The organism is Marinobacter piscis, from assembly GCF_007671655.1.
Lineage (GTDB): Bacteria > Pseudomonadota > Gammaproteobacteria > Pseudomonadales > Oleiphilaceae > Marinobacter > Marinobacter piscensis.
The window spans coordinates 988,964-1,012,008 of record NZ_VCGX01000001.1 but is presented as its reverse complement, the minus strand read 5'-3'; the positions used below and the strand labels follow the sequence as shown (position 1 = coordinate 1,012,008).

Here is a 23,045-nt window from a genome sequence, read left to right as displayed (position 1 = left end):
GCGATCATGGATTTCCGTTTAAACGAAGAACAGCAAATGCTACAGGACACTGTGGCGCGTTTGGTTCGCGGTGAGTACAGTTTTGAAAAGCGCCTGGAGTTCAGCGAGACTGAAGCCGGCTTCAGTGTTGACTTCTGGAAGCAACTCGGTGAATTGGGGCTGACCGCCGTGCCTTTCTCGGAAGAGCTGGGCGGTTTTGATGGCGGCGGTGTAGAAGTGCAGTCCGTTATGACTGAACTGGGACGCGGTTTGTGCCTGGAGCCTTACCTGCAGTCCGTGATCTTTGCCGGCGGGCTTATCAACCAGGCAGGGAACGATACCCAGAAGGACACCTGGCTGGCAGGTATTGCCAGTGGTGAGTTGCAAGCCGCAGTAGCGCTCCAGGAACCTCAGAGCTTTTACGATCTGAAGGATGTCGAAACCCGGGCGGAAAAAAATGACAGTGGCTATGTACTTAATGGTCGCAAAGCCGTTGTGATCGGCGGTCATTGTGCGGATCTTATCCTGGTATCCGCGCGCACCAGCGAGGCGGCCGATGGCATCAGTCTGTTTGTCCTGACGCCGGATACGGCCGGACTGGAACGGCGTGTATACCCCACCATCGACGGCTCCAAAGGCTGCGATATTACACTGACCGATGTTCAGGTCAGCGCTGAAGCACTGGTAGGCCAGCAAGACGGAGCCGCAGAAGTTATTGAGTACCAGGCAGGCCGGGCCATTGCCGCTCTGTGCGCCGAAGCTGTGGGTGCGATGGAAGCCGCTAACGAACTTACGCTCGACTACCTGAAGCAGCGTAAGCAGTTTGGTGTGCCCATTGGCCGTTTCCAGGTGCTGCAGCATCGCATGGTCGATATGATGTCCGAGCTGGAGCAAGCTCGTTCCATGTCTATTCTCGCTGCCAGTGTGGCAGATGAAGAACAGAGTGATGAGCGCCGCCGGATACTGGCTGCGGCCAAGAATGTGATCGGCCGCAGTGGGCAGTTTATTTCCGAGCAGGGTATCCAGTCCCACGGGGGGATTGGCATGACCTGGGAATATAACTTTGCCCATTACGCCAAGCGCCTGATCATGATCAACCATCAATTGGGTGATGATGACTTCCATCTTGAGCACTATGCATCACTTTTGCAGGCAAGCTAACCCCCTGATCAGAGGTGGGTCGGAGACCTCTTGCTGAAAAGCCTGAGGCCTTTACAGAGGGGGTGGCTTGCCACCCCCTCTTTTTTATACAAAGACAAAAACAGGATGCCTTATGACCGAGAACACTTCAGATTCAGTAGCAAAAACCTCCAGAGAAGCTGAATGGCGGGTCCGAACCGAACTTGCTGCCGCGTACCGTCTTGTGGCTCTCTTTGAATGGGACGATCTGGTTTTTACCCATCTTTCCGCTCGCGTACCCGGCCCTGAGCATCATTTCCTGATCAACCCATATGGGCTGCTGTTCCATGAGATCACCGCCTCATCACTGGTCAAAGTGGACAAGGACGGCAATGTCGTTGAGTCCGGAGGACTGGGCAGGGTGAACCCGGCGGGTTTTACCATACATAGCGCCGTACACATGGGACGCGAAGATGCAGGTGCCGTTATGCATCTTCATGCACCGGATGGCGTTGCCGTATCAGCCCATAAAGACGGTTTACTCCCCTTGAGCCAGACAGCCATGCTGTGCCTGGATCATCTCAGCTATCACGATTATGAGGGCGTGGCTCTGAACCTGGATGAGCGGGAGCGCCTGATTCAGGACCTGGGGGATAAATCCATGATGATGTTGCGCAACCACGGTGTTCTGACGGCAGGAAAAGACGTTCCGGAAACCTTTACGTATCTCTACTTTCTGATGAAAGCCTGCGAAATACAGGTCAAGGCCCAGAGTTGCGGGCCAGTGTGGATGCCCTCTGAACAGGCCATTCGGACAACGGCTGAACAGTCACAATCGCTGGGCAGTGCCGCCAGACTCACCTGGCCTGCACTGCTGCGATTGCTGGACAGTAAAAACCCGGGTTACGCTGTGTAAGGAAAGCGTCCGTGTTCAGGGCGCGGAGTGCCTGAACCAGATCACTCCCGCCCTTCCAGTGCGGCGCGCATTTTCAGCGTAACCAGAACTGTATTCAGGTGCGGCACGGAAATGCCATGGCGTCTTGCTATCGACACCACGTTACCGAGTACCGCTTCCCGCTCAATCGGGCGGTCATTCAGGTAATCCAGTGCCATGCTGTTTTTGTAGGCGGGCATTTTCCACGTGCCCTTGATATTCTGATCAATCAGAGACTCATCCATAGGGTAACCCTCAGCAGCGGCAACGCTCATAACTTCCCGCATCATGGCCCTGATAAGCTCTTCTCCGCCCTCTGTTTCCAGAATGGTGCGGGTATCTGCACCATTGGCAATAACAGATAAGGGGTTGAATGGTGTGTTCCAGAGGCACTTGCGCCAGCGCTCACCAACCACCTGTTCGGTCAGATCAATATTAATACCACCCTCTGTAAACAGCTGTGACAACTGCTGGCAGTTCTCATCAATGCCGTCCGGATAACGCCCCATCACGAGCTTCCCGTAGGCTTTATGCTCTATGACGCCAGCATCGGTGCGGCTGGCAGCCACAAATGCCAGACAGCTGATAAGCGGGTTATCCGGAAAAGCATCCGCCAGCTCACGCTCGATATCCAGGCCGTTTTCGATCAGCACCAGTCGTGTTTTTTCCCCCATCCAGGGTGCCACCAGGGACACCCGGTCGACGCCGGGGAGTACTTTTACGCACAGGACCAGAAAGTCAGGCGCTTCATCGGGCAAGTCGCCTTCCCGGTACACATGATCCGGCTGAAAGGAAAGCTCTCCCAGCGGGCTGGTAATACGAATCCCCTGCTCCCTGACCACCTCATAGTCTGATCGCAGGACAGTACTCACTGTGCAGCCAGCTTTTTTCAGAATGGCTCCGTAGAAGCCACCAATCGCTCCGGCACCTACAATCAGGACATCAGGCTTGCCTGTCATAGTCATTACATCTCCGTTGTACTGGTAAATATGAAAACGGGGGCATGCCCTGACCGGCCTGCCCCCGCTATTTCTGACCCTGGGCTTACTCCATGGTAATGCGTACGATTTCACCATCCTTAACTGTGGCGAGAGTAGCTTCAGTCATGAAACCACCATTTTCAGTCACAGCCGTAACCCCGTACGGGTTTTTGCTGGAATCCATGTTTTTCAGTGCATCGCCGATGGCCGCCCTTATTACCTTGGGGTCTGTTGAGTCGGTGGCATCCATTGCTTCTACCAATGCGTGCAGTGCCAGGTAGTTATACGCAGCTTCCGACCCGGGCATCTTGTCGTACCTGGCCTGATATCTTTCGATAAAACCTTTGGCCGCTTCAGTGTCGTACACACTCAGGGGAACTACACCAATTGCACCCTCAAGCATTTCCACACCGCCGGCCGCCAGGGCCACTTCATCAAGCTTGGCCTGATCCATAAGAATAAAGCTGCCATCGAACCCCATCTGCCGGGCCTGTTGCACAACCAGACCTGTAGGGTCGGACGCTCCACCGACAAACATGACATCCGGATCGGCTGCAATCACACGACTGACCCCGGTGAAGAAGTCAGCCGACTTGTTGTAGTCCATCGGATTGTCGGAAACGATGGTTCCACCCTCATTCTTCCACTCTTTCTCAATCATGGACGCCCAGATCTTTGCGTACTCATGAGTGGCTCCGGCAAGGCCCAGCTTTTTTCCGTGATGCTCTTGAGCATATTCGGTAAACATTCGCACGTAGCCGTCAAACGTAGGTGGAATACGCAGAGTCAGCGTATTTCCCTTTTCAGTCACCGCCGGCACACTGGTATAGGACATAACCAGAAAGTCGTCTTTCTCGTTGAAATCCTGAAGCGCAAACGTTCCCCCTGAATGTGGAGTAAACACAGCAGGAACATTCGATTCCTGTTTCAGACGTTTGGCGTTGGTTGCGGCCTGGGCAGGTGAATACCGGTCATCCAGGGAAACCATGTTGATGGTGGTTTTTTCGCCATTCAGGTCAATACCACCTTCTGCATTGATTTCATCCGCCGCCATGCGCAGTCCGGAGAGCGTGTTTTCACCATACAAGGCTGCGCCGCCACTTAACGGCCCTGTAAAGCCAATGTTTACCTCACCTGCTATGGAGCCTGTTGCGAAACTCATGCTCAGAGTTGCCATCGCAACCGCCCGGCCCAGTGTTTTTGCTATTTTCATTGTTTTCTCCTGGTTTTTTTATTCATCACGCATCAAATGTCAGGGCCTCAGGCCCCGATGTAGGCTTTACGCACTTCCTCATTACCCAGCATGGTTTCCCGGTCACCTTCCATAACCAGGTTTCCGTTTTCCATCACATACGCCCGGTGGGCGATCTTCAAAGCAGCAAAGGCGTTCTGTTCAGCCAGCAACACCGTCGTTCCCAGGCTGTTGATCTGCTTTATGGTTTCGAACATCTGCTTCACGACCAGCGGGGCCAGCCCCAGGGACGGTTCATCCAGCATGAGTAAACGTGGGCGGCTCATCATGGCACGACCAATGGCGACCATCTGCTGCTGTCCACCCGACAGCGAGCCCGCAGGCTGCTGCGCCTTATCTTCCAGAATCGGAAACAGTTCCAGCACTTCATTCAGCCGTTTCTTGTTGCCTTGTCTGTCCCGCCTGTGCACGAACGCGCCCATCATCAGGTTTTGCATCACGCTCATCTGGGGAAACAGCTTCCGACCTTCGGCGCACTGCACCACGCCACTACTGACAATGGCGTTGGGCTTCATTCCATTAAGTTGCTTATCTTCAAACTGGATATGCCCCGCAGAGGGTTTCAGCAGTCCGCTGATTGCATTGAATAACGTGGTTTTCCCGGCACCATTAGCGCCCAGAAGCACCACCAGCTCTCCGGTTTCAACAACCATCGACACATCGGAAAGCGCCTTGAAACTGCCGTAACACACGTCGAGCTTATCAAGCTGCAGCATCGTCTCCACCTCCCAGATAAGCCTCGATTACCACCGGGTTATTGCGGATCTCTTCCGGTGTGCCTTCAGCAATCTTTTCGCCATGATCAAGCACCATGATTTTGTCAGCCAGATTCATGATCATGTCCATTTTGTGCTCGATCAGGCACACGGTCAGTCCCCGGTCCACCATTTTGCGCATAAGTGCTGCGAAACTTTCGGTTTCTTCGGGGTTCACGCCGGCAGCAGGCTCATCCAGAAGAACAATTTTCGGATCAGTGGCCAGTGCCAGCGCAAAAGCCACGCGCTTGCGCTCCTCCTGCGTTATATCCGCAATGAACTGATCAGCAACGTGGCCAAGCTCCACAAACTCCAGAGCTTCCTGTGCTTTATCCCGGGCAGCCTTTTCTTCACGCTGCAGACGCTTGCTGTTGATCAGCACGTCCCACAAACCCGACCGTGTGCGCAGCCGGTGGCCAACAATCAAGTTATCCAGCACAGTTGCCTGCTCAAACAGGTTGGTTGTCTGGAACGTGCGGCCGACACCCAGCCGCGCCACTTTGTCGGAGGGCATGTTAGTCACATCAACACCATCCAGCAGGATCCGCCCGGATGTTGGCTGATACAGCCCCGAAATCAGGTTAAAAAAGGTACTTTTGCCAGCGCCGTTCGGTCCGATAATCGCATTGATCTTACCGGCTTCGAACGTGACAGAAACATCGTTTACGGCAGCGAGGCCGCCAAACATCTTGGTCAGGTGCTCTACCTTAAGCATTGCTTTCAGCCTCCCGTGCCTTTTGGTCAGCCGTTACTTTACTGTGCTTTCGCTTTTTACCCGGTGCCAGTGACTGTGCTTTGTGGTGCATCCAGGTCAGGAAGGACCCTGAGATACCACGGGGCGCAAAAATCACCAGCAAGACCAGCAACGGCCCGAAAATGATCATCCGGTATTCCTCCAGGAACTGCAGCGACTGGGTAATCCATACAATTCCCACGGTGCCCAGCAATGGGCCTGTAAGCGTGCCAATGCCACCCACCAGCAGATAGGTGATCATGTCGAAGGTGTGGTTGATGTTGGCTTCTTCCGGTCCGACAATGCGCACCATGCCGGCGTAAAGCGCTCCAGCCATCCCTGCGTATACGGTTGAAAGCACAAACGCCAGTATCTTGTTGCGCATCAGGTTGATGCCCAGGGATTGCGCCAGCTCATCCCCGTTACGGATGGCCAGAAATGTTCGTCCCAGCAGCGAGCGGGACAGGCGTCCCATAAACCAGATGGCAAACACCAGGAAAGCCAGTACCAGATAATAGAAAGGCGTGGTGTCGGTAAAATCAACAACACCGAAGCCATTGGGCGCGGCAATATCTCTTACACCAATGGCACCATGGGTCAGCCCCTCCCACTTATCGATAAGCAGGTAAATAATGAAACCCACACACAGAGTGAAAATCGCAAAGTAGTGCTCTTTCAGGCGTAACGAGACGATACCGACCAAAAAGCCCAGCACGGCTGACATAACCAGTGCAGCTATAAACGCCGGCCAGAAGCTCCAACCCGCATCTGCGGTAAGCAGCCCCAGCGTGTAGGCGCCAATCGCAAAGAAACCGCCATGGGCCAGGTTAAGCTGACCGCAATAGCCGGTGATTATATTCAGGCCATACACTGCAATCGCCCACACAAATGCAGATGCCATTACGTACACCTGGTATTCGTTGCTGGCCATAAACGGGAAAGCAATAGCAAGGGCCAGGAGCACCAGTTTGGCACCTGGCTTCATCAATAGGGTTCCGATCTTGTACAACATGGTCAGTGTGCCCCCTTCGCAAACAGGCCTTGCGGACGCCATGACAGGATCAGTACCAGCAAACCAAAGGCGATAATATCTTTGTAGGCCGTAGAGATGTAAAAACCACCAAATGCCTCAGCAAAACCAATGATCATGCCCCCTGCAATGGCTCCGGGGACACTTCCCATACCACCGAGGATGATGATCACAAACGCCTTCATAATGACCAGATGCCCCATAGCCGGGTACACCAGATTGATTGGCGCATAAAGCGTGGCAGCGACGGCCGCCAGCGCCCCCGAAATCGCAAAGGTCATCATGGCAACCCGGTTGGAATCGATCCCTACCAGGAATGCCCCATCGCGATTCTGCGCCATGGCAATAATCGTGGCGCCCGTCATGGTCTTCCTCAGGAAAAGCTGCAGTGCCACCACCAGGGCAAAGGCACTGACAACAATCAGCAGACGCTGCTCGGGGATAATCAGTCCGTCGAAGTTCATGATGCCGGTAAACGGTGAGCTCATGCGGCGGAAGTCTGCCCCCCAGAACATCTGCACCACGGCTTCGAGAAACAACAGAATGCCGATCGCGGCAATCTTGTCATGAATCGGAGGCGAGTGACGCAAAGGATGGAACACCAGGCGCTCACACAGGATGGCCAGCACCGCGACCACAACGGCAGAACCTGCCATGGCGACCCAGTAATGCACACCCAGATCCACCATGAAAAAATACGACATGAAGGCGCCGACCATGTAGAGCGCGCCATGAGCAAAGTTCGGTATATGGAGTATTCCATAGACCAGAGTCAGACCGAGAGCTACGAGACCGTATATGCTTCCCAGGGTCAGCCCGTTCATTATTTGTTGTAAGAAAAGGCTCAAATCTGCCCCTCCATTGTTTGTTTTTATGGGAATAAGCACTGAGGCGAGGTTTGGCCAGCAAACTGCCTGCACTTCAGGGGGAAACAATTACACTGACGATCCCGCATGTCAACAAAATAAAACACTGTTTCGCCATGCGGACCGTCAGTTGTGATCAAATTAAACCTTTACGCGTTTTTCCACTCTTCTTCCTGCAACGCACGCCACATCAATTTTCCTGTTGGCGACTTAGGCAGCTCATCCACAAACTCGACAATGGTGGGCACTTTATAGGCCGCCATCTGCTCCCTGCACCAGCGGGTAATATCTTCAGCACTGGTACTGTCCTCAGCCTCTGGCTTAAGCACAATGCAAGCCTTGACCGTTTCCCCACGTTTGGGGTCCGGGGCAGAGATAATGCATACCTCGTGAATGGCGGGGTGGCGGTACATAAGCCCTTCAACTTCAGAAGGCCATACTTTGAACCCGGACGCATTAATCATCCGTTTAACCCGGTCCACCATGAAGAAGTAACCTTCTTCGTCGTAATACCCCAGGTCCCCGGTACGGAAGAAACGCTTGCCATCGATCTCCACAAAGGCTGCATCGGTCTCCGCTGGCCGGTTCCAGTACCCAATGGTGACCTGCGGACCATGGGATACAATCTCGCCGGTTTCGCCAGGCCCTTTCTCTTCGAGGGTATCCACATCAATAATGCGACTATCCACATCAAACGCCGGTATACCCAGACACTGGGCTTTTGGGTTATTCCTCGGGTTCATGTGAGTGGCTGCCATGGTTTCGGACAGCCCGTACCCTTCAATGTAATCAAGACCCGTTGTCTCTTTCAGTTTCTCGGCAACCGCTGCCGGCATAGCCGCGCCCCCGCCACTGATCGCGGTGAGACTGCTGATATCGTAGTTTTTGAGGTCCGGATTAGACAGGAAGTCCACCGCCATGGTGACAATATTGGTCCAGGAGCTGACCTCATAACGCTCAATAAGCCTGGCTGCGGTGGTGCGGTTCCAGCGGGTCATTATCACCATTGTGGAACCTGTGATGATCGGCCCGTTCATCGAGCTCGTCATACCGGTCACGTGGAAAAATGGCAGGGTTCCCAAATGCACACTATCGGGTGTGCTCGGGCTCCAGAACACCCGGTGCATGGCCGTTGCCATCACCGATCGATGGGTGTGCATACACCCCTTCGGAGCCCCGGTGGTACCAGAGCTATAAGGAATCACAGCCAGATCCTGCGGACCTGCAGTATGCTCCGAGGGTACATGACCGGCTGCCAGGGCAGCCTCCCAGCTCACCATTCCGGGCTTATCTCCAGTCCAGGCAGGGGCGCTCACTTCGGCCGGTAATTCAAGATTCGTCTCGGGATCAATGTACGTGCTGTAGGAAGCAACAACAACGGTGTTCAGGTTCGTTGCTTCGAGCATGGGCGAGATGTAGTCAACCAGCTCCTGACCGGACAGGCAGAGCGTCGCGTCGGTGTCCGCAATGTAATGCTCAAGCTCGGCTGCCCGGTTCATGGGGTTCACCGGAACCACAATCGCATCCGCACGTAGGATCGCATAGTAAGCAATCACCCACTGGGGGGAGTTCTGCATGTACAGCAGCACCCGGTCACCTTTTTTCACACCCTGGGCCTGCAAGTATCCAGCCATCGCCTCGACTTCTTCGAATAAGCGGCGGTAGGTCATGGATGCATCGTAAAAAATGATAGCCATCTGGTCAGGGTAGCGGCGAGTCGCAATCTCCAGGTTGGTATAAACACTGGTTTCGGGCAGCATCAATGTCTTTGGCAGGTCTTCCGGCCAGACTGAATAATGGCGTGTAAACATCGTTATTGTTCTCCCTTGGTTCAAATCAACCTGTCCGTAACGCGGACAGTTCAAATTCTTTAGTGCCCCCGGGAAGAGGGCCTTTGTGTCGCAAAGGTGCGATAGCTATCGCTTTGTCTCTCAGCACAGCGACATCAGAGTCCGGCTCAACTATATGTCGGGAGCTGCGATCAAACCCTAACCACCAGTATGGCAGGCTGCGTGCATCACGACCGGCCTGCAGCCGGGGCTGCTGAATAGAGCCGCTGGACCTGTGGCACAAGCGGGCGGAGACTATGTCTTCTACCTCGCAGGCGGGAAAGTTGACGTTCCAGGCCTGCTTCTCACCCGGCTGCCACAGTTTCCGGATAATGGATTCGCCAAAGCGCTCAACGGGCGACCACTGAATACCTTCCCGGGTCAAAAAAGCCTGGCTTAGCGCAATAGCGGGGATGTTCATGTGCTGAGCACTGAGCACCGCACCCACGGTGCCCGAGTACTGCACAGAGTCACTGATGTTAGCTCCGAGATTGACACCCGAGAGAACCAGGTCAGGGGGCGTTTCACCAAACCAGTGAGCAAGAGAGTAGAGCACGCAGTCTGCCGGAGTGCCTGAAATTGCATAGCGCTTGGCGCCCTTTTCGTACACACGCAAAGGGTCGTGTATCGAAATGCTCTGGCCGGCGCCACTGCGATCATGCTCGGGAGCAACAACCCAGACCTCTTCTGCCAGGTTTTGGGCAATCTTCTCCAGCCTCTCCAGCCCCGGGGCATTGATGCCATCGTCATTGGTAATCAGAATGCGCCTTACAATGGGTGCCGTCATATCAACTCACCAGTTCTGGGATCAGATTCATTATTGTTTGCCTTTAACAGATGGTTTCACCGCCGTCCGCGACTATGGTCTGGCCGGTTACATAAGCGCTGGCGCGGGTTGACAGAAACACCGCCAGGCCGGCGATATCAACAGGGTCGCCGATTCTTCTTAGTGGCGTTTTATCCTCGGCCTGCTTTACACGAACCGGGTCTTCCCAGAGCGCCCTGGCAAAGTCAGTCTTGATCAGGCCGGGGGCAATGCTGTTGATGCGGATACCTTTCGGCCCCCATTCCACCGCCAGGTTTCTTGCCAGCGCAGCTTCTGCGGCCTTGGATACACCGTAGGTGCCAATGGTTGTGTTGCCGCGAATTCCGGCAATGCTGGACAGCAACACAACGGCACCCTCACCTTTATCCGCCATTTGCGGCAGCACCATATTTGTGAGCCAGAACGTGCCCTTAACATTGGTGTCGATGATTTTATCCCAGGCTTCGTCTGTCATTTCAGAGGTCGGACCATAAACCGGGTTAGTCGCAGCATTACACACAAGTACATCGATGCTGCCCCAGGCTTCATTGGTTTTATCCACCAGGTTCTGCAGATCGTCTTTTTTGCCAACGTGACAGGGGATGGCCATCGCCTCGTAACCCTGTTCCTTCAGCTCATTTGCAACCTTCTCACAGGCCTCGGTTTTCCGGCTGGAAATAACGACCTTTGCCCCCAGCCGGGCCATTTCTTCGGCTATTGAGCGCCCGATGCCCTTGGTTGATCCGGTGATCAGGGCGACCTTTCCGGTCATGTCAAACAGCGGATTATTCATCATGCGCTCCTTGTTCTTAGTGTTTATTTTTTTGTTTTTATCAACGAATGTTCAGATAGGTACGCCTTCTGGCTTTTCGCTACCCGACCGGATCCGGAAGGTGCCTTCAGCAATGGCAAGCAGGTTGCCGCTGTCGTCATGAACCTCTCCGGTACTGTTAAATATCCGTGTTCCACCGGCCCGTTTACGCCCGGTCACGCGGATGGTTCCACTCGAACACTGGCCGGTGAAGGTTGTGGTCAGAGACAAGGTAATCGCTTTACGCATGCGTCCGGGATAAGGGCAGTAAGTCCCGGCCTGAGCCAAAGCAATATCCAGCAGGGACGTAAGCACTCCACCATGAATAACGCCGCCGAGATTCAGGTGCCTCGGCTGCAGCTCCACTTCGATAACCGCTTCATCTTGCTCCCAGGAGGCCTGGCGATAGCCAAGCAGGTTGTGAAAACCCGGCAATTCCGAACTATCAACAAAAAGAGGTTCTTGCTTACTCATTGTTTTTAATTTCCCGGCAGGTTCAAAGAGACTGTCGTTATATTTTTTCATTAATTTGGCATGTCATCCGCTTTTGAGTCAACATAATCGGAAGAATATTTCACCAGACAAAACACCATAACAGTATGAGGTGCAGAAATGAAAAACAAGCTGACCCAAATGCCGGTATACGCGCCTGCTACTCCTGATGAACCAGTAGAGGTCCTCGGCCATCGCATACAACAGTTTGCGACAACCCGGCCCGACCACCCGGCACTTATCAGCGAGCAAGGTACAACGAGCTGGCAAGCTCTGCTGGACCAGGTGAACCAGATTGCCAACCGCCTCCGGGAGGCGGGGCTCGAAACCGGCGACTCTGTTGCAGCATTATCAGAAAACAGCGCAGACTACGTCGCCCTGTACCTGGGCGTGCTTACGGCGGGTGGTTGCATGGTGCCGCTTTCAGGCATGGCCAGCGCTGACAGTCTGAGCCTGATGCTCAGTGACTGTGGGGCGCGCTTCCTTTTTGTTTCACAAAAAAACCGCGAACTTTTACAGGCGTTCCGGGACCAGCTGAAAGAATTACCCGACGACCACATTATTGCTTTGAATAAAAACGGTGAGGGAATCGGACAGCCACTGAGCGATTGGGTGCACAATGCGTCAACGCAGGCGCAACCTGTGGACGTAACCCTGGACGACGCCTTCAATATCATCTACAGCTCCGGGACGACAGGCACGCCCAAGGGTATTCTCCATGATTACCGGTTCCGCCAACGACAGATGGTACGTATGAGCCGCTTCGGGTTAGATGGCGATGCCATCAACCTGGTTTCAACACCTCTGTATTCAAACACCACGCTGGTATCTGTATTACCTACGCTGTTTCATGGTGGCACCCTGGTCATCATGGGCAAATTTGATACCCGGCGGTTTCTCGAGCTGGCAGAAACACACCGCGTAACCCACGCCATGTTAGTACCTGTGCAATACCAGAGGATTCTGGCGGACGACACATTTGATAAGTTTGACCTGTCCAGCTTCAAGCTGAAGCTCTGCACCAGCGCGCCCCTGCGTCCGGACGTGATACGCGATGCAATGGCACGCTGGCCTGGCAACATACGGGAAGTCTACGGGCTGACCGAGGGGGGCATATCCACCAGTCTCGACTGCGCTGCGCATCCTGATAAATGGAGTTCAGTAGGCAAGCCAACCGAAGGCGCTGAAGTACGCGTCATCGACGAAGACGGCCGAGAGCTGCCAGCAGGCGAAACCGGCGAACTTGTCGGTCGGGCAATTTCAATGATGCGCGGTTACGTAAACCGGCCAGAGCAGACCCGGGAAATGCTTTGGGAAAGTCCTGAAGGCGATATTTTCTACCGCAGCGGAGATATGGGGCGCATTGATGAGGATGGCTTTGTCTTTATTCTCGATCGTCGCAAAGACATGATCATTTCGGGGGGCTTCAACATTTATGCGGTTGATCTTGAAAAGGTACTGCTTGCACACCCTGCCATAGACGATACCGCAGTCATTGGCGTCCCCAGTGAACACTGGGGAGAAACGCCTTTGGGTCTGGTCGTACTGAAGCCCGGGCAGAAGGAGTCACCGTCGGCAATACTTGACTGGGCCAACGCGCAACTTGGCAAAAGCCAGCGCCTCTCAGCTATTGAGTTTCGTGATGAGCTGCCCCGCTCCACAATCGGCAAGATCCTGAAGCGGGAGCTGCGTACGCCCTATTGGGAGGCGGCCGGCCACTAAGCCCGCTTACCGACGCTTAAGTTTGTCCAATGCGGCCTGGCAGTCTTCTGATTGCAGCCGTTCAGAAAACACTCCGCGCTCCCGCTCCAGAGCCTGCTTGATCTGGTCGCGCCAGGGAGCGCGGATAAGCCGCTTACTGGCCCGCAGAGCTTCACGGGGTTTGCTGGCCAGGTTCTCTGCAATGGCGACAGCTTCCGCCACGGCAGTGCCATCAGAGACCACCCGGCTTACCAGACCGCACTCCCTGGCTTCATTGCCGTTGATCTCCTCACCCAACAACAACAGATCGGTAGCCCTTCGGGTACCCAGGTGCAACGGCATTGTCACCGTAGACCCAGCTTCAGGCACTAGCCCAAGATCCACAAACGCCGTCTTGAATCTTGCACTTTCGGCTGACACCACCACATCCATGTGCAGCAACATGGTTGTGCCGATGCCAATCGCCAACCCTTCAACTGCCGCTATTACCGGCACATCGCAATCCATCAGTGCTTCGATAAACATCAGCCCTGCTGAGGGCTTCGGGTTTTCATCGGTGGCGCGCTCGCGAAAATCATCCAGGTCATTGCCTGCCGTGAATACACCGTCTGCGCCGTAAATAACGATCGCATTTATGGATACGTCTTGATTGGCACGGGTTACAGCGTCGGTCAGCTGCTGATACATATCGCGAGTGAGTGCATTTTTCTTCCCGGGGCGGTTAATAATAAGCTGGAGTACACCATGACTCTGCTGACTATCAATCATTGGACTATCCTTCTTGTTAGGGGTTTTGCCGATTCAGATCAAACGTCTTATTGCAAAAGTCCGATCATGTGATAAATTCAGAAAACAAAGGATCACCCTGCAATCTGCAGTTTTGCATAGTGAAACCGGAAGCGTATCATTACAACAACGAATGAGGCAAAATCATGATGTTCTTCGCCAAAGCACGCAATAGCCTGGTTGCTTACGTATCAGCCCTGACTCTTGGAGTTTCTGCTGCTCTGGTCGCTGCACCTGTAGCCGCCCAGGATACTGTAACCTGGAAGGTACAGGCACACTGGCCCGCAGCAAGCTCATCGTACACGGATAGCCTGAAACGACTGAAGAGGGTGTTGGACGAACGCACCGATGGCCAGCTCCAGCTCAAGCTCTATGAGGCGGGCGCTCTGTTCAGCGCTAAAGAAACCTTTAATGCCGTCAGCCGTGGCATCCTCGAAATGGGCGTTATTTCCCCGGGCTACGCCCAGGACAAAATGTCCCTCGCGGGCATCGCTTCAGGCTTACCCTTTGCGTTTCGCAACGTCTGGGAAGTTGCATACTTTCACAAAAACCTGGGCTTTGAGCAGATGCTGCGCGATGAAGCCGCCGAACATGGTGTTTACTGGTCAACCGATAAAGTGTTCACGACAGAGATGGTTGTTAAAAAGCCCATCAACAGTTGGGAAGACTTCACCAGCCTGAAAATCCGCTCCTCGGGCGCCCTGCAAAAATTCCTGACCGACGCGGGTGCCTCCGCTTCATATATCCCCGGCAGCGAGCTTTATTCGGCCCTGGACTCCGGCATTGTTGATGGTGCCCACTGGGGGGCTGTGCAAGGAGCCGCGAGCATGTCGTTGTATGAAGTTGCCAAGTACCACGTTAAGCCGGCATTAAATATTGCTGGTACGGATGTTTTCCTGATTAACCAGAAAGCCCTGAACAAGCTGCCCGAGGATATGCAGAAAATTGTAAAGGATACCCTCAATGAGCAGTTCTGGATCCGTACCAACGAGTACCAGTTCAAAGAGCGCAAAACTCTGGCAACGATTCAGGCGGAGCAGGGTGTGAAAATCACCAAACTGCCTGAGGATGTTCAGGCCAAGCTGACTGAAGCTGCGAAGGAAACCTGGGAAGAGGAAGGCAAACGCAGCGAGAAAGCTCAAAAAGCGCTGAACATGCTGAAAGACTACCTGGCGGATCTTGGCTACCTCTGAATAACAGCCGCTGCCAGGACTTCAATGAAGGCCAGAGGGCTGGAACCTCTGGCCTTTTCCTCTTAAAACCAACAACCCTCCGGAGAATGCTATGAATGTGCTGACTGCATTCATAACGGGAGTGACCCGCCTGAATGACTTTGTCGGGCGCTGGCTGGCTCTGCTCGTTTTTGTCATGTTCGTTCTTTTGATTGGCGAGGTGGGGTTCCGATACTTGCTGAATGCCCCGACAAGCTGGACCAACGAGCTTACCCAGATGTTGTTTGGTGTGTACGCAGTCATGTCCGGTGGCTATATTCTGGCCCATAAGGGCCATGTGAATGTGGACCTGCTGCACTCTCACCTTTCACCACGCAAGCGCGCGTTAATGGATATCGCCACATCGCTGCTGTTTTTTATTTTCACCCTGGCCCTGCTTTGGTTCGGTATTGATATGGCCAGAGAGTCCATGGCGAGTTGGGAAACCTCTTACTCAGCGTGGAATCCGCCAATCTGGCCGGTAAAGCTGGCGATTCCTGTAGGCACAGGCCTTCTTGTATTGCAGGGGCTGGCCAAACTTCTTGAAGATATCGCCATCGCATTCAACCTGGACTATTACCGTCCGGTTTCCGATACCTCCGAAGGAGAGCAATCGTGAGTATTGAAGTCCTGACTCTGCTTTTTTTCGGCTCACTGCTGTTTTTCCTGCTACTGGGCCTGCCGCTGACATTTGTGCTGGGCGGTGTTTCGGTTGTTTTCCTGTACTTCACCTGGGGCTTTGACTCCTTTTACATGGTCGCCTCGCAAATTCTGGGCACCATGAACAGTTTTACTCTGGTGGCGATACCCTTATTTGTATTCATGGCCATGGTGCTTGAACGCACCGGGGTGGCTAAAGACCTTTACCGCATGATGCATCTCTGGTTCGGCGGTCTGCGCGGCGGTCTGGCGATAGGTACTCTGGTCATCTGTGCGGTGTTTGCAGCCATGGTCGGTATCAGTGGCGCTGCGGTTGTTGCCATGGGAACGATTGCCCTGCCCTCCATGCTGGAGCGGGGTTATGACCGCAAGATGGCACTGGGGGTCATCAATACCGGCGGCGGCTGGGGTATTCTCATACCGCCCAGTATCCTGATGATTCTATATGCGTTGATTACCGGTGTTTCCGTAGGCCAGATGTTCGCGGCAGGCGTTATGCCGGGTGTTCTTCTGATGGTGCTCACCGTTGTGTACATCCTTGTACGCTCTACGTTACAGCCACACCTGGCTCCTGCCCTGCCCCCCGGGGAGCGCGGAACCTGGCCGGAGAAGTTCAGGGCTCTGAGGGCTGTCTTACTGCCTATTGGCGTTGTACTGATGGTGCTTGGTTCTATTATAGGCGGCATCACTACACCTACAGAAGCTGCAGCCATGGGCGTTCTCGGCGCTTTAATCTCGGCTGCAGTCTATCGGCAGTTCAAGTGGAGCATTATGCACGAGGCGGCTATCCGCACGTTCAAGCTTACGGGCATGATTATGTGGATACTGTTTGCCGCCCATGCATTCAGCGCCGCTTATCAGAGCATGGGCGCCCAGGACCTTATAGAAGGACTGATGCAGCTTATTCCCGGTGGCCCCTGGGGGATCATCATCGCCATGATGGTTATTGTATTCTTCCTGGCCATGGTGCTTGATCCGGTGGGCATTATGCTGATCACACTGCCGGTATTCATGCCCATCGTAAAATCTCTGGGATTTGATCCGATCTGGTTCGGCATCCTATTCGTGATTAACATGGAGATTGGCTACAAGACACCACCTTTCGGCTTTAACCTGTTCTATCTGAAAGGCGTGGTGCCACCGGGCATAACCATGAAGGACATATACGGTTCTGTGATCCCGTTCGTCGTCATAGAAATACTGGCTATCGCCATTATCATGGTTTTCCCGGAAATCGCGACCTGGCTGCCAGGTCTGTTCTTCTGAATAGCTGATTCACTCCCTGCGGTGCTTATTGGTTAAGATATAAGCACCGCAGGCCCTCCTGATTTAATCCAGGCGCTCCATACCTGCCCGCGCCGTTTCATACTCATCTTTGAGCGTTGCCACTACGTTTGCAACCGTTGTGAGCCCGGTTATTCCGCCTACACCCTGACCAGCACCCCAGATATCACGCCAGGCTTTGCTCTTGCTACTCCCCTTGGAGCCAAAGGACATTTTACTTTTATCCGACTCTGGCAGGTTATCCGGATCCAGGCCGGCCTTCTCTATGCTCCCGCGGAGGTAGTTACCATGGACTCCCGTAAACAAGTTGGTGTAAATCACGTCAGAGGCAGAGGATTCAACAATCATATCCTTATAGCCCTGGTCAGCATTGGCTTCTTCAGTCGCTATAAAGCGCGTGCCCATGTACGCCAGATCAGCCCCTAATACCCGGGCGCCAAGAATGTGATTACCTTTTGTAATGGAGCCGCCCAGAATAACGGGGCCATTATAGAAGCTACGGATTTCTGTGAGCAGCGCAAAGGGGCTTAAGGTGCCGGCATGTCCGCCAGCGCCGGCTGTTACCAGTATTAATCCATCGACCCCGGCAGCCAGTGCTTTCTTCGCATGCCGCACATTAATGACATCGTGAAAAACCAGGCCACCATAGCTGTGCGCTGCCTCGATCACCATTTCAGACGCCTGAAGACTGGTTATGATGATGGGCACCTTATGTTTCACACAGACATCCATGTCGTGTTTAAGGCGGTCGTTGGAGCCATGACAAATCTGGTTAACGGCGTAGGGCCCCACTTTGGCTTCCGGATTTTCCGCCTGATAGGCCGCCAGCTCGGATTCAATCTCAGTGAGCCACTCATCCAGCTTTTCAGCAGGCCGTGCGTTCAGCGCTGGGAATGAACCCACAAGGCCGGCCTTGCATTGTTCGATGACCAGTTTTGGCGTGGAAATGATGAACATTGGCGAGCAGATCACTGGCAAAGCCAGCTTGTTTTTCAGTATATCGGGAAGACTCATGTTTTTATTCCTGACCTTATTTATTCGTGTGTGAAATAGCTAAAAATACACTCGCGGTATCCGTGGTGATTTAGTCTTTATGCAAACTGCTGCTTAAGTTTTTTCTTTGATATCTTCCCGTTCGCATCCCGCGCAATATTACTGACAATTATGATTTCACGAGGGATTTTGTATTTGGCCAACCGGCCCTCAAGGTGTTTCCGGACTTCCTGGACTGTGTCGTCGGTTGCGTTCTGGAATTTGATCAACCCTAAAAGTGATTCGCCGAATTCCGGGTCAGGGACGCCAATCACAGCGCAATCCTGAATACCGTCGACTTCCAGGATTGCATGCTCTATCTCCGCGGGATAAATATTGACGCCTCCGGAAATAACCATATCTGACATGCGATCGCATACATACAGGTAACCATCTTCATCGAAGTAGCCCATATCACCCACTGTTACCAGATCACCGAGTGAGGCCTCCTCTCTGGCTTGCTGGTTATTCTGGTAGGTAAAATCGGGGTAGGCGGGTTGGCGTCCGTATATAATACCCACTTCACCTTCGGGACATTCCTTCCCATTTCCATCAATAATTCTTATATCAGCGCCCAGCACTGGCTTGCCCACACTTCCCGGCTTTTCGAGTGCACCCTCAGGGCTCTGCACAGTCAGCATGCCGGTTTCACTGGAAGCATAAGTTTCATGGATAACCGGCCCCCACCACTCAAGCATCGATGCCTTGAGCTCAGGTGAGCAGGGTGCCCCTGTGGAAGCCACAAAACTAACCGATGAGATATCGTAACGCTGCTTTATCTCATCAGGCAGACGTAACAACCTCACATACATGATCGGCACCAGGTAAACGGTGGTGATTTTGTGCGTCTCAATCAGGCGCAGAATGTCCTCGGGATCAAAACCCTGAGTGAGCACCAGCAACTCTCCGAACAGCAGGCTCTGAAGGGTCATGTTGTTAGGTGCGCTATGATACAGGGGAGCTGGCATCAGGACGCGAACACCTTCTTTAACACCCCAGGCTTTTTCAGCAATCTGCTGGATCAGAGGTAAGAAGCACGGGTCGAGCGGCATACGACGAACACCTTTGGGGTTGCCTGTGGTGCCTGAGGTATAAGGCATCATCCCCCGGGGCACTCTCTCCGGACCTTCATACGGAGGCTGCCTGTCCAGCCAGGTCTCATAATCCTGCTGCATACCAGTGTTGGAATCTAAAACCAGAATAGGCACGCCATCGGGAATGACTGCTTCTACTTCGCCCAGAAACTCGGCCTGAATGATAAGAGCTTTGGCATTGGAGTCTGTGAGGATATGAAGTGCTTCCCCGGCCTTGAAGTGCCAGTTAATCGCGCAGTGGTAGATTCCGATCGTGCGGCAAGCCATCATGACATCAATGAAGGCCGGATGGTTTCGCATCATGACAGCGATAACGTCACCTTCGTTCACGCCGAGCGAGGTCAGACCACCTGCCAGTTTAAGCCCTCGTTGCTGTACTTCAGCCCCCGAGTAAGCTGTGTCTTCAAAGATGAGCTTAGCGGTCATTTTTCGATCCTGTTGTTTTGTTTATCCAGATTTCATGGGGTGCCTTGAGCTATGGCGACCTGAAGAAACACTGTATGCCACCCTCCTAATACTCGACAATGCACAAATCTTAGCCCACACTGTTTCAATATTCGCAACAATCGAAGGTGACGACTTGGAGATCAAAGACTTGGAGGCTCTTGTTGCGATTATCGAGGCCGGCAGCATGAGCGCTGCGGCTCAGCGAATGAATACGAGCCGATCAAACATCAGCCGCCGGCTTAAAAAGCTGGAATCTGACCATCGTGTACAGCTTCTCAGAAGAACCACACGCAGGCTGGAGCCCACAGAAATTGGCTGGGCTATGTATGAGCACGCGGTTAAGGTTACTCAGGAACTTGCAGCCCTCGAGGCTACAGTTCTGGATATGGGCAGAAACTTAAGAGGTCATGTACGAATCAGTGTCCCGATAGGCCTGGGACAACTGACACTGGGGCCAGCCCTGCTTGACTTCGGTAAAGCACACCCGGGCGTTACCATGCAGCTTACGTTCAATAACCGGATATATGATTTGCTGGACGAAGAAGTGGATATAGCAATCCGGGTTGCTAACTCACCTCCCGAACATTACGTTGCCCGGGAGTTATCGCACATTGAATGGGTTCCTTGTGTCTCTCCTGAATACATTGAGCACCGCGGCAGCCCTGAAGCGCCTGCGGAGCTCACCGAGCACGACCTGGTGACGCCGCCGGTGCGTCACAACCGGCTTACCCTGAGTTTTTTCTCGCAACAGGAACGCGAACGGCATGTCGTGGATCTGTTGCCAAAACTGCAGTGCGCTGATATGAACTTTCTAAAGCGATCGATTGTTTCGGGTAATGGTATCGGCGTTTTGCCGTATTACCTGATCAGTGACGAGCTTAAATCTGGTGCACTGGTCAGATCTCTTGAGGGGTTTGACTCAGACCCGGAAATGTGGGGTAACAAGATGTTTTTGATTACGGCTCCGAACCTGTACCCCTCCCAGACAGTCAGGTCGCTGATGGACTTTATCCGGGAGGCTTTTTCAGAAAACGGCGCCGTTGGAAAGATGCTGAAGGGGCAGTTTAATGACACTTAAGACGAATCCGAACCTGAGTGAGCTCAGGTCAATGATTCAGGTGCCCCGAACAGGCGGTCAGAAAACCTGACATACCAGGCGGCCGCCTGCACCTGAACAATATATGCCAACGCAATCAACAGGGCAGCATCTGCGCCCTCTTCACCAAAAACGCCCATGGCAATAGCCAGCGCTATGGACAAATTCCGCATGACCGTGCCATAAACCAGGGCAATGGCATCGCCCCGGGGGAACAGCGCTTTGCCAATAAGCGTACTGATAACAAAGTTCAGCGCGTAAATCAGCAACAGAGGCACAAGGTACGCAAACAGCGACCCGGGATTATTCAGAATATCCTGTGATTTTAATGCCATGGAAACAAACACCACCCCCAGAACGCCAAGAGTGGAAAATGGCGGAAACTTTGGCTTGACCTCCTGATGAAAGGTGCTTGCGCCATGCTTTGATATGAGTGCTCGCTGAGTGAAGTAGCCCAGTGCTAACGGCAGAAAGACGATAAGCGCGATCTGCATAAATACCTGGGAAACCGGAATTTCAATCACTGCACCGAGCAATCCTTTAAGATAGAACGGTGCAAGCAGAGACCCCGCAATCAGCCCGACAACCGTCATCCGCACCGCTGCTGGCACGTTGCCTTTCGCAAAGCCTGTCCAGGAGATTGTCATGCCAGAGGTTGGTAGCAGTGATGTTAATAGAAGCGCCAGCCGCGCAAATGGTTCATCGGGAAAAAAGAGCAGACCGGCGCCGTACCCTATAGCCGGTATCAGAATAAAGTTGAGTAACTGGGTTACCCACAACAGCTTGCCGCCCCCGGGCTGCAACAACTGGCGCAGGTTCATGGTGACCATCATGGGATAAACCATCAGAAAGGTCAGCGGCAGTATAGCCCAGCGTAGCGGATCTGGCTCAATTATCTGTCCGGCAACGAAGCCGGCAATCATGGCAAGCGGAATACTCCAGACAAGATGTTTCTGCATCCAGAACAACAAAGGCCACATACACCGTTTCTCCCGGGCTGACAGTTAACGAAAACAAAACGCCTGTATTTATGCACTGCGTATTCGGTAAGACTAACCCTTAGAGGTGTGAGTGACTGTGACAAAGTCACCCGGTAAGCTTTTCTGTACACCTTGATTGCCGGTAAGCAGTGGGCGTGGTATCCGTAATATCCCGGAAAGCACGATTGAACGAACTCAGTGTCCGGTACCCTACATCCAGGGATATATTCAAAACCGGCTCTTCCGGCGTTTGCACCAGACGCTCAGCTGCCTCAGCAATCCGCAGCTGGTTAATGTAATCATTAAAGTTGCGATAACCCAATGTCTGATTGATCAGGCGCCGAACCCTGTACTCAGGGATTCCCATCGCGGTCGCAAGCTGCTTGAGGGTCAGCTTTTCTTTTTTATAAAACCCGTTTGCCATGATTTCCGCCAGCTTGTGAGCATCGTCATTCCCTGTCTCGGCCTGTAGCTCGCGTGGGGCCTGTGCCGCCGGCTCCTGTGGCTGCAGATCCCCGGCTGGCTTTTCTTGTGGCACCAACTTCAATAAGCCCTCACGTGAGCTGATAATACACAGCAGGATTGCCAGTGCCGCCAGAGCAACCACTACGCCCCGGGTTACGTCGTGATAAATACCGAAATTCAGGCTGATAATGGCAACGCCCACAGCACTTCCAAGGATAAGAAGCAGTGCCAGACGGGCTTTTCTACGAGCTTCCACAAGGTCATTGCGCCAGTGGCGAACCACGTAGCTAAGACCATGTAATACGATGACGTACTCAAACCACTGACCCAGCGTCCAGCCGAGGTACACGCCCCACTCTGGCCAAAGGCCGGCCTCGATAAACGGACGCGACAATGCTGGCGCAGCAAAGCTGTATAAGGCCATTGCCCCCCAAACGCTCACCAGCTTTGGGTGCCGCGCAAACACAAGCTGACACAGAGCCCAGAATAAAGCCGGTACTGCCGTCTGCAGATCAGAGGTAACCCATCGCCAGTCAGCAGGCATTAAAGGGTCCAGCAAATATGCCCCCGACGTGATGATGATCACGAGGAATACCTTACCAACCCACAAATGGCGAAAATCTCGCCAGGAAACCAGAAACAGGGAAACCAGACACCCAAGGCCAAACCCAGTGAGTGTGAGCAAACCACACCTCTCTACATCT

General features: G+C 53.5%; 22 protein-coding genes. 7 read left to right on the top strand and 15 right to left on the bottom strand.

What is annotated here, in order from left to right; genetic code table 11:
- Positions 1-6 precede the first annotated feature (6 nt).
- Positions 7-1,140 (top strand): acyl-CoA dehydrogenase family protein, encoded by a 1,134-nt coding sequence (locus FFI95_RS04650; RefSeq protein WP_144821209.1) that lies wholly within the window; start codon positions 7-9, stop codon positions 1,138-1,140.
- A gap of 112 nt (positions 1,141-1,252) precedes the next feature.
- Positions 1,253-2,014, top strand: coding sequence for a class II aldolase/adducin family protein (locus FFI95_RS04645; protein ID WP_144821208.1), 762 nt, complete (start codon positions 1,253-1,255; stop codon positions 2,012-2,014).
- Positions 2,015-2,055: 41 nt separating this feature from the next.
- Here FFI95_RS04645 and FFI95_RS04640 read toward each other — a convergent pair whose 3' ends face one another.
- The 10 genes from FFI95_RS04640 to FFI95_RS04595 form a co-directional block, all read right to left on the bottom strand.
- A complete protein-coding gene (locus FFI95_RS04640) occupies positions 2,056-2,997 on the bottom strand; it encodes a ketopantoate reductase family protein (RefSeq protein WP_246069386.1) in 942 nt (313 codons plus the stop codon).
- A gap of 79 nt (positions 2,998-3,076) precedes the next feature.
- Positions 3,077-4,225, bottom strand: a complete 1,149-nt coding sequence (locus FFI95_RS04635) for an ABC transporter substrate-binding protein (protein WP_144821207.1) — start codon at positions 4,223-4,225, stop codon at positions 3,077-3,079.
- 47 nt (positions 4,226-4,272) lie between these two features.
- Positions 4,273-4,980 (bottom strand): ABC transporter ATP-binding protein, encoded by a 708-nt coding sequence (locus FFI95_RS04630; RefSeq protein ID WP_144821206.1) that lies wholly within the window; start codon positions 4,978-4,980, stop codon positions 4,273-4,275.
- Complete coding sequence (locus FFI95_RS04625) at positions 4,967-5,734, bottom strand: ABC transporter ATP-binding protein (protein ID WP_144821205.1); 768 nt, start codon at positions 5,732-5,734, stop codon at positions 4,967-4,969. Before FFI95_RS04625 ends, FFI95_RS04630 begins: the two co-directional genes overlap by 14 nt.
- Positions 5,727-6,764, bottom strand: a complete 1,038-nt coding sequence (locus FFI95_RS04620; RefSeq protein ID WP_144821204.1) for a branched-chain amino acid ABC transporter permease — start codon at positions 6,762-6,764, stop codon at positions 5,727-5,729. Before FFI95_RS04620 ends, FFI95_RS04625 begins: the two co-directional genes overlap by 8 nt.
- 2 nt (positions 6,765-6,766) lie before the next feature.
- Positions 6,767-7,630 carry a branched-chain amino acid ABC transporter permease gene (locus FFI95_RS04615; protein ID WP_144821203.1) on the bottom strand — a complete coding sequence of 288 codons (864 nt, stop codon included), beginning with the start codon at positions 7,628-7,630 and terminating at the stop codon, positions 6,767-6,769.
- A 167-nt stretch (positions 7,631-7,797) separates the two neighbouring features.
- Positions 7,798-9,459 carry a long-chain fatty acid--CoA ligase gene (locus FFI95_RS04610; RefSeq protein WP_144821202.1) on the bottom strand — a complete coding sequence of 554 codons (1,662 nt, stop codon included), beginning with the start codon at positions 9,457-9,459 and terminating at the stop codon, positions 7,798-7,800.
- Between the two features lie 25 nt (positions 9,460-9,484).
- Positions 9,485-10,264, bottom strand: coding sequence for a 5'/3'-nucleotidase SurE (gene surE, locus FFI95_RS04605; protein WP_144821201.1), 780 nt, complete (start codon positions 10,262-10,264; stop codon positions 9,485-9,487).
- Positions 10,265-10,307: 43 nt separating this feature from the next.
- Entirely contained in the window at positions 10,308-11,075 is a 768-nt protein-coding gene (locus FFI95_RS04600) for an SDR family NAD(P)-dependent oxidoreductase (RefSeq protein ID WP_144821464.1), read from the bottom strand.
- A gap of 51 nt (positions 11,076-11,126) precedes the next feature.
- Complete coding sequence (locus FFI95_RS04595; protein WP_144821200.1) at positions 11,127-11,567, bottom strand: PaaI family thioesterase; 441 nt, start codon at positions 11,565-11,567, stop codon at positions 11,127-11,129.
- A gap of 138 nt (positions 11,568-11,705) precedes the next feature.
- Here FFI95_RS04595 and FFI95_RS04590 point away from each other — a divergent pair, with 138 nt between their 5' ends.
- Positions 11,706-13,307 carry a class I adenylate-forming enzyme family protein gene (locus FFI95_RS04590; protein WP_144821199.1) on the top strand — a complete coding sequence of 534 codons (1,602 nt, stop codon included), beginning with the start codon at positions 11,706-11,708 and terminating at the stop codon, positions 13,305-13,307.
- A 6-nt stretch (positions 13,308-13,313) separates the two neighbouring features.
- Here the strand turns inward: FFI95_RS04590 and FFI95_RS04585 are convergent, their stop codons facing one another.
- On the bottom strand, positions 13,314-14,054 hold the full coding sequence (locus tag FFI95_RS04585) for an enoyl-CoA hydratase/isomerase family protein (RefSeq protein ID WP_144821198.1): 741 nt from the start codon (positions 14,052-14,054) through the stop codon (positions 13,314-13,316).
- Positions 14,055-14,218: 164 nt separating this feature from the next.
- Between FFI95_RS04585 and dctP the strand changes: the two genes are divergently transcribed.
- The 3 genes from dctP (at position 14,219) to FFI95_RS04570 (ending at position 17,209) form a co-directional block, all read left to right on the top strand.
- Positions 14,219-15,265, top strand: coding sequence for a TRAP transporter substrate-binding protein DctP (gene dctP, locus FFI95_RS04580; protein WP_144821197.1), 1,047 nt, complete (start codon positions 14,219-14,221; stop codon positions 15,263-15,265).
- Positions 15,266-15,356: 91 nt separating this feature from the next.
- On the top strand, positions 15,357-15,902 hold the full coding sequence (locus tag FFI95_RS04575; RefSeq protein ID WP_144821196.1) for a TRAP transporter small permease subunit: 546 nt from the start codon (positions 15,357-15,359) through the stop codon (positions 15,900-15,902).
- On the top strand, positions 15,899-17,209 hold the full coding sequence (locus FFI95_RS04570) for a TRAP transporter large permease (RefSeq protein WP_144821195.1): 1,311 nt from the start codon (positions 15,899-15,901) through the stop codon (positions 17,207-17,209). Before FFI95_RS04575 ends, FFI95_RS04570 begins: the two co-directional genes overlap by 4 nt.
- 63 nt (positions 17,210-17,272) lie before the next feature.
- On the opposite strand, the gene FFI95_RS04565 is transcribed toward FFI95_RS04570, so the two are convergent.
- Both FFI95_RS04565 and FFI95_RS04560 read right to left on the bottom strand, forming a co-directional pair.
- The gene (locus FFI95_RS04565) at positions 17,273-18,241 is read right to left on the bottom strand and encodes an NAD(P)H-dependent flavin oxidoreductase (RefSeq protein ID WP_144821194.1); all 969 of its coding nucleotides are present in this window, start codon (positions 18,239-18,241) and stop codon (positions 17,273-17,275) included.
- A 77-nt stretch (positions 18,242-18,318) separates the two neighbouring features.
- The gene (locus FFI95_RS04560) at positions 18,319-19,779 is read right to left on the bottom strand and encodes an AMP-binding protein (RefSeq protein ID WP_144821193.1); all 1,461 of its coding nucleotides are present in this window, start codon (positions 19,777-19,779) and stop codon (positions 18,319-18,321) included.
- A 154-nt stretch (positions 19,780-19,933) separates the two neighbouring features.
- On the opposite strand from FFI95_RS04560, the gene FFI95_RS04555 reads away from it, so the two are divergent.
- Complete coding sequence (locus FFI95_RS04555; protein ID WP_186311960.1) at positions 19,934-20,878, top strand: LysR family transcriptional regulator; 945 nt, start codon at positions 19,934-19,936, stop codon at positions 20,876-20,878.
- 23 nt (positions 20,879-20,901) lie between these two features.
- Here FFI95_RS04555 and FFI95_RS04550 read toward each other — a convergent pair whose 3' ends face one another.
- Together FFI95_RS04550 and FFI95_RS04545 are read right to left on the bottom strand one after the other, a co-directional pair.
- Positions 20,902-21,876 carry an arsenic resistance protein gene (locus FFI95_RS04550; protein ID WP_144821191.1) on the bottom strand — a complete coding sequence of 325 codons (975 nt, stop codon included), beginning with the start codon at positions 21,874-21,876 and terminating at the stop codon, positions 20,902-20,904.
- A gap of 106 nt (positions 21,877-21,982) precedes the next feature.
- Complete coding sequence (locus FFI95_RS04545; protein WP_144821190.1) at positions 21,983-23,026, bottom strand: helix-turn-helix domain-containing protein; 1,044 nt, start codon at positions 23,024-23,026, stop codon at positions 21,983-21,985.
- Between the last annotated feature and the right edge of the window lie 19 nt (positions 23,027-23,045).

What these genes read in the sequence shown, in the direction of transcription:
- FFI95_RS04650 (WP_144821209.1), top strand. Translation starts at nt 7, where the DNA reads ATGGATTTCCGTTTAAACGAAGAACAGCAAATGCTACAGGACACTGTG.
- FFI95_RS04645 (WP_144821208.1), top strand. Translation starts at nt 1,253, where the DNA reads ATGACCGAGAACACTTCAGATTCAGTAGCAAAAACCTCCAGAGAAGCT.
- FFI95_RS04640 (WP_246069386.1), bottom strand. Translation starts at nt 2,997, where the DNA reads ATGACTATGACAGGCAAGCCTGATGTCCTGATTGTAGGTGCCGGAGCG.
- FFI95_RS04635 (WP_144821207.1), bottom strand. Translation starts at nt 4,225, where the DNA reads ATGAAAATAGCAAAAACACTGGGCCGGGCGGTTGCGATGGCAACTCTG.
- FFI95_RS04630 (WP_144821206.1), bottom strand. Translation starts at nt 4,980, where the DNA reads ATGCTGCAGCTTGATAAGCTCGACGTGTGTTACGGCAGTTTCAAGGCG.
- FFI95_RS04625 (WP_144821205.1), bottom strand. Translation starts at nt 5,734, where the DNA reads ATGCTTAAGGTAGAGCACCTGACCAAGATGTTTGGCGGCCTCGCTGCC.
- FFI95_RS04620 (WP_144821204.1), bottom strand. Translation starts at nt 6,764, where the DNA reads ATGTTGTACAAGATCGGAACCCTATTGATGAAGCCAGGTGCCAAACTG.
- FFI95_RS04610 (WP_144821202.1), bottom strand. Translation starts at nt 9,459, where the DNA reads ATGTTTACACGCCATTATTCAGTCTGGCCGGAAGACCTGCCAAAGACA.
- surE (WP_144821201.1), bottom strand. Translation starts at nt 10,264, where the DNA reads ATGACGGCACCCATTGTAAGGCGCATTCTGATTACCAATGACGATGGC.
- FFI95_RS04600 (WP_144821464.1), bottom strand. Translation starts at nt 11,075, where the DNA reads ATGAATAATCCGCTGTTTGACATGACCGGAAAGGTCGCCCTGATCACC.
- FFI95_RS04595 (WP_144821200.1), bottom strand. Translation starts at nt 11,567, where the DNA reads ATGAGTAAGCAAGAACCTCTTTTTGTTGATAGTTCGGAATTGCCGGGT.
- FFI95_RS04590 (WP_144821199.1), top strand. Translation starts at nt 11,706, where the DNA reads ATGAAAAACAAGCTGACCCAAATGCCGGTATACGCGCCTGCTACTCCT.
- FFI95_RS04585 (WP_144821198.1), bottom strand. Translation starts at nt 14,054, where the DNA reads ATGATTGATAGTCAGCAGAGTCATGGTGTACTCCAGCTTATTATTAAC.
- dctP (WP_144821197.1), top strand. Translation starts at nt 14,219, where the DNA reads ATGATGTTCTTCGCCAAAGCACGCAATAGCCTGGTTGCTTACGTATCA.
- FFI95_RS04575 (WP_144821196.1), top strand. Translation starts at nt 15,357, where the DNA reads ATGAATGTGCTGACTGCATTCATAACGGGAGTGACCCGCCTGAATGAC.
- FFI95_RS04565 (WP_144821194.1), bottom strand. Translation starts at nt 18,241, where the DNA reads ATGAGTCTTCCCGATATACTGAAAAACAAGCTGGCTTTGCCAGTGATC.
- FFI95_RS04560 (WP_144821193.1), bottom strand. Translation starts at nt 19,779, where the DNA reads ATGACCGCTAAGCTCATCTTTGAAGACACAGCTTACTCGGGGGCTGAA.
- FFI95_RS04550 (WP_144821191.1), bottom strand. Translation starts at nt 21,876, where the DNA reads ATGTGGCCTTTGTTGTTCTGGATGCAGAAACATCTTGTCTGGAGTATT.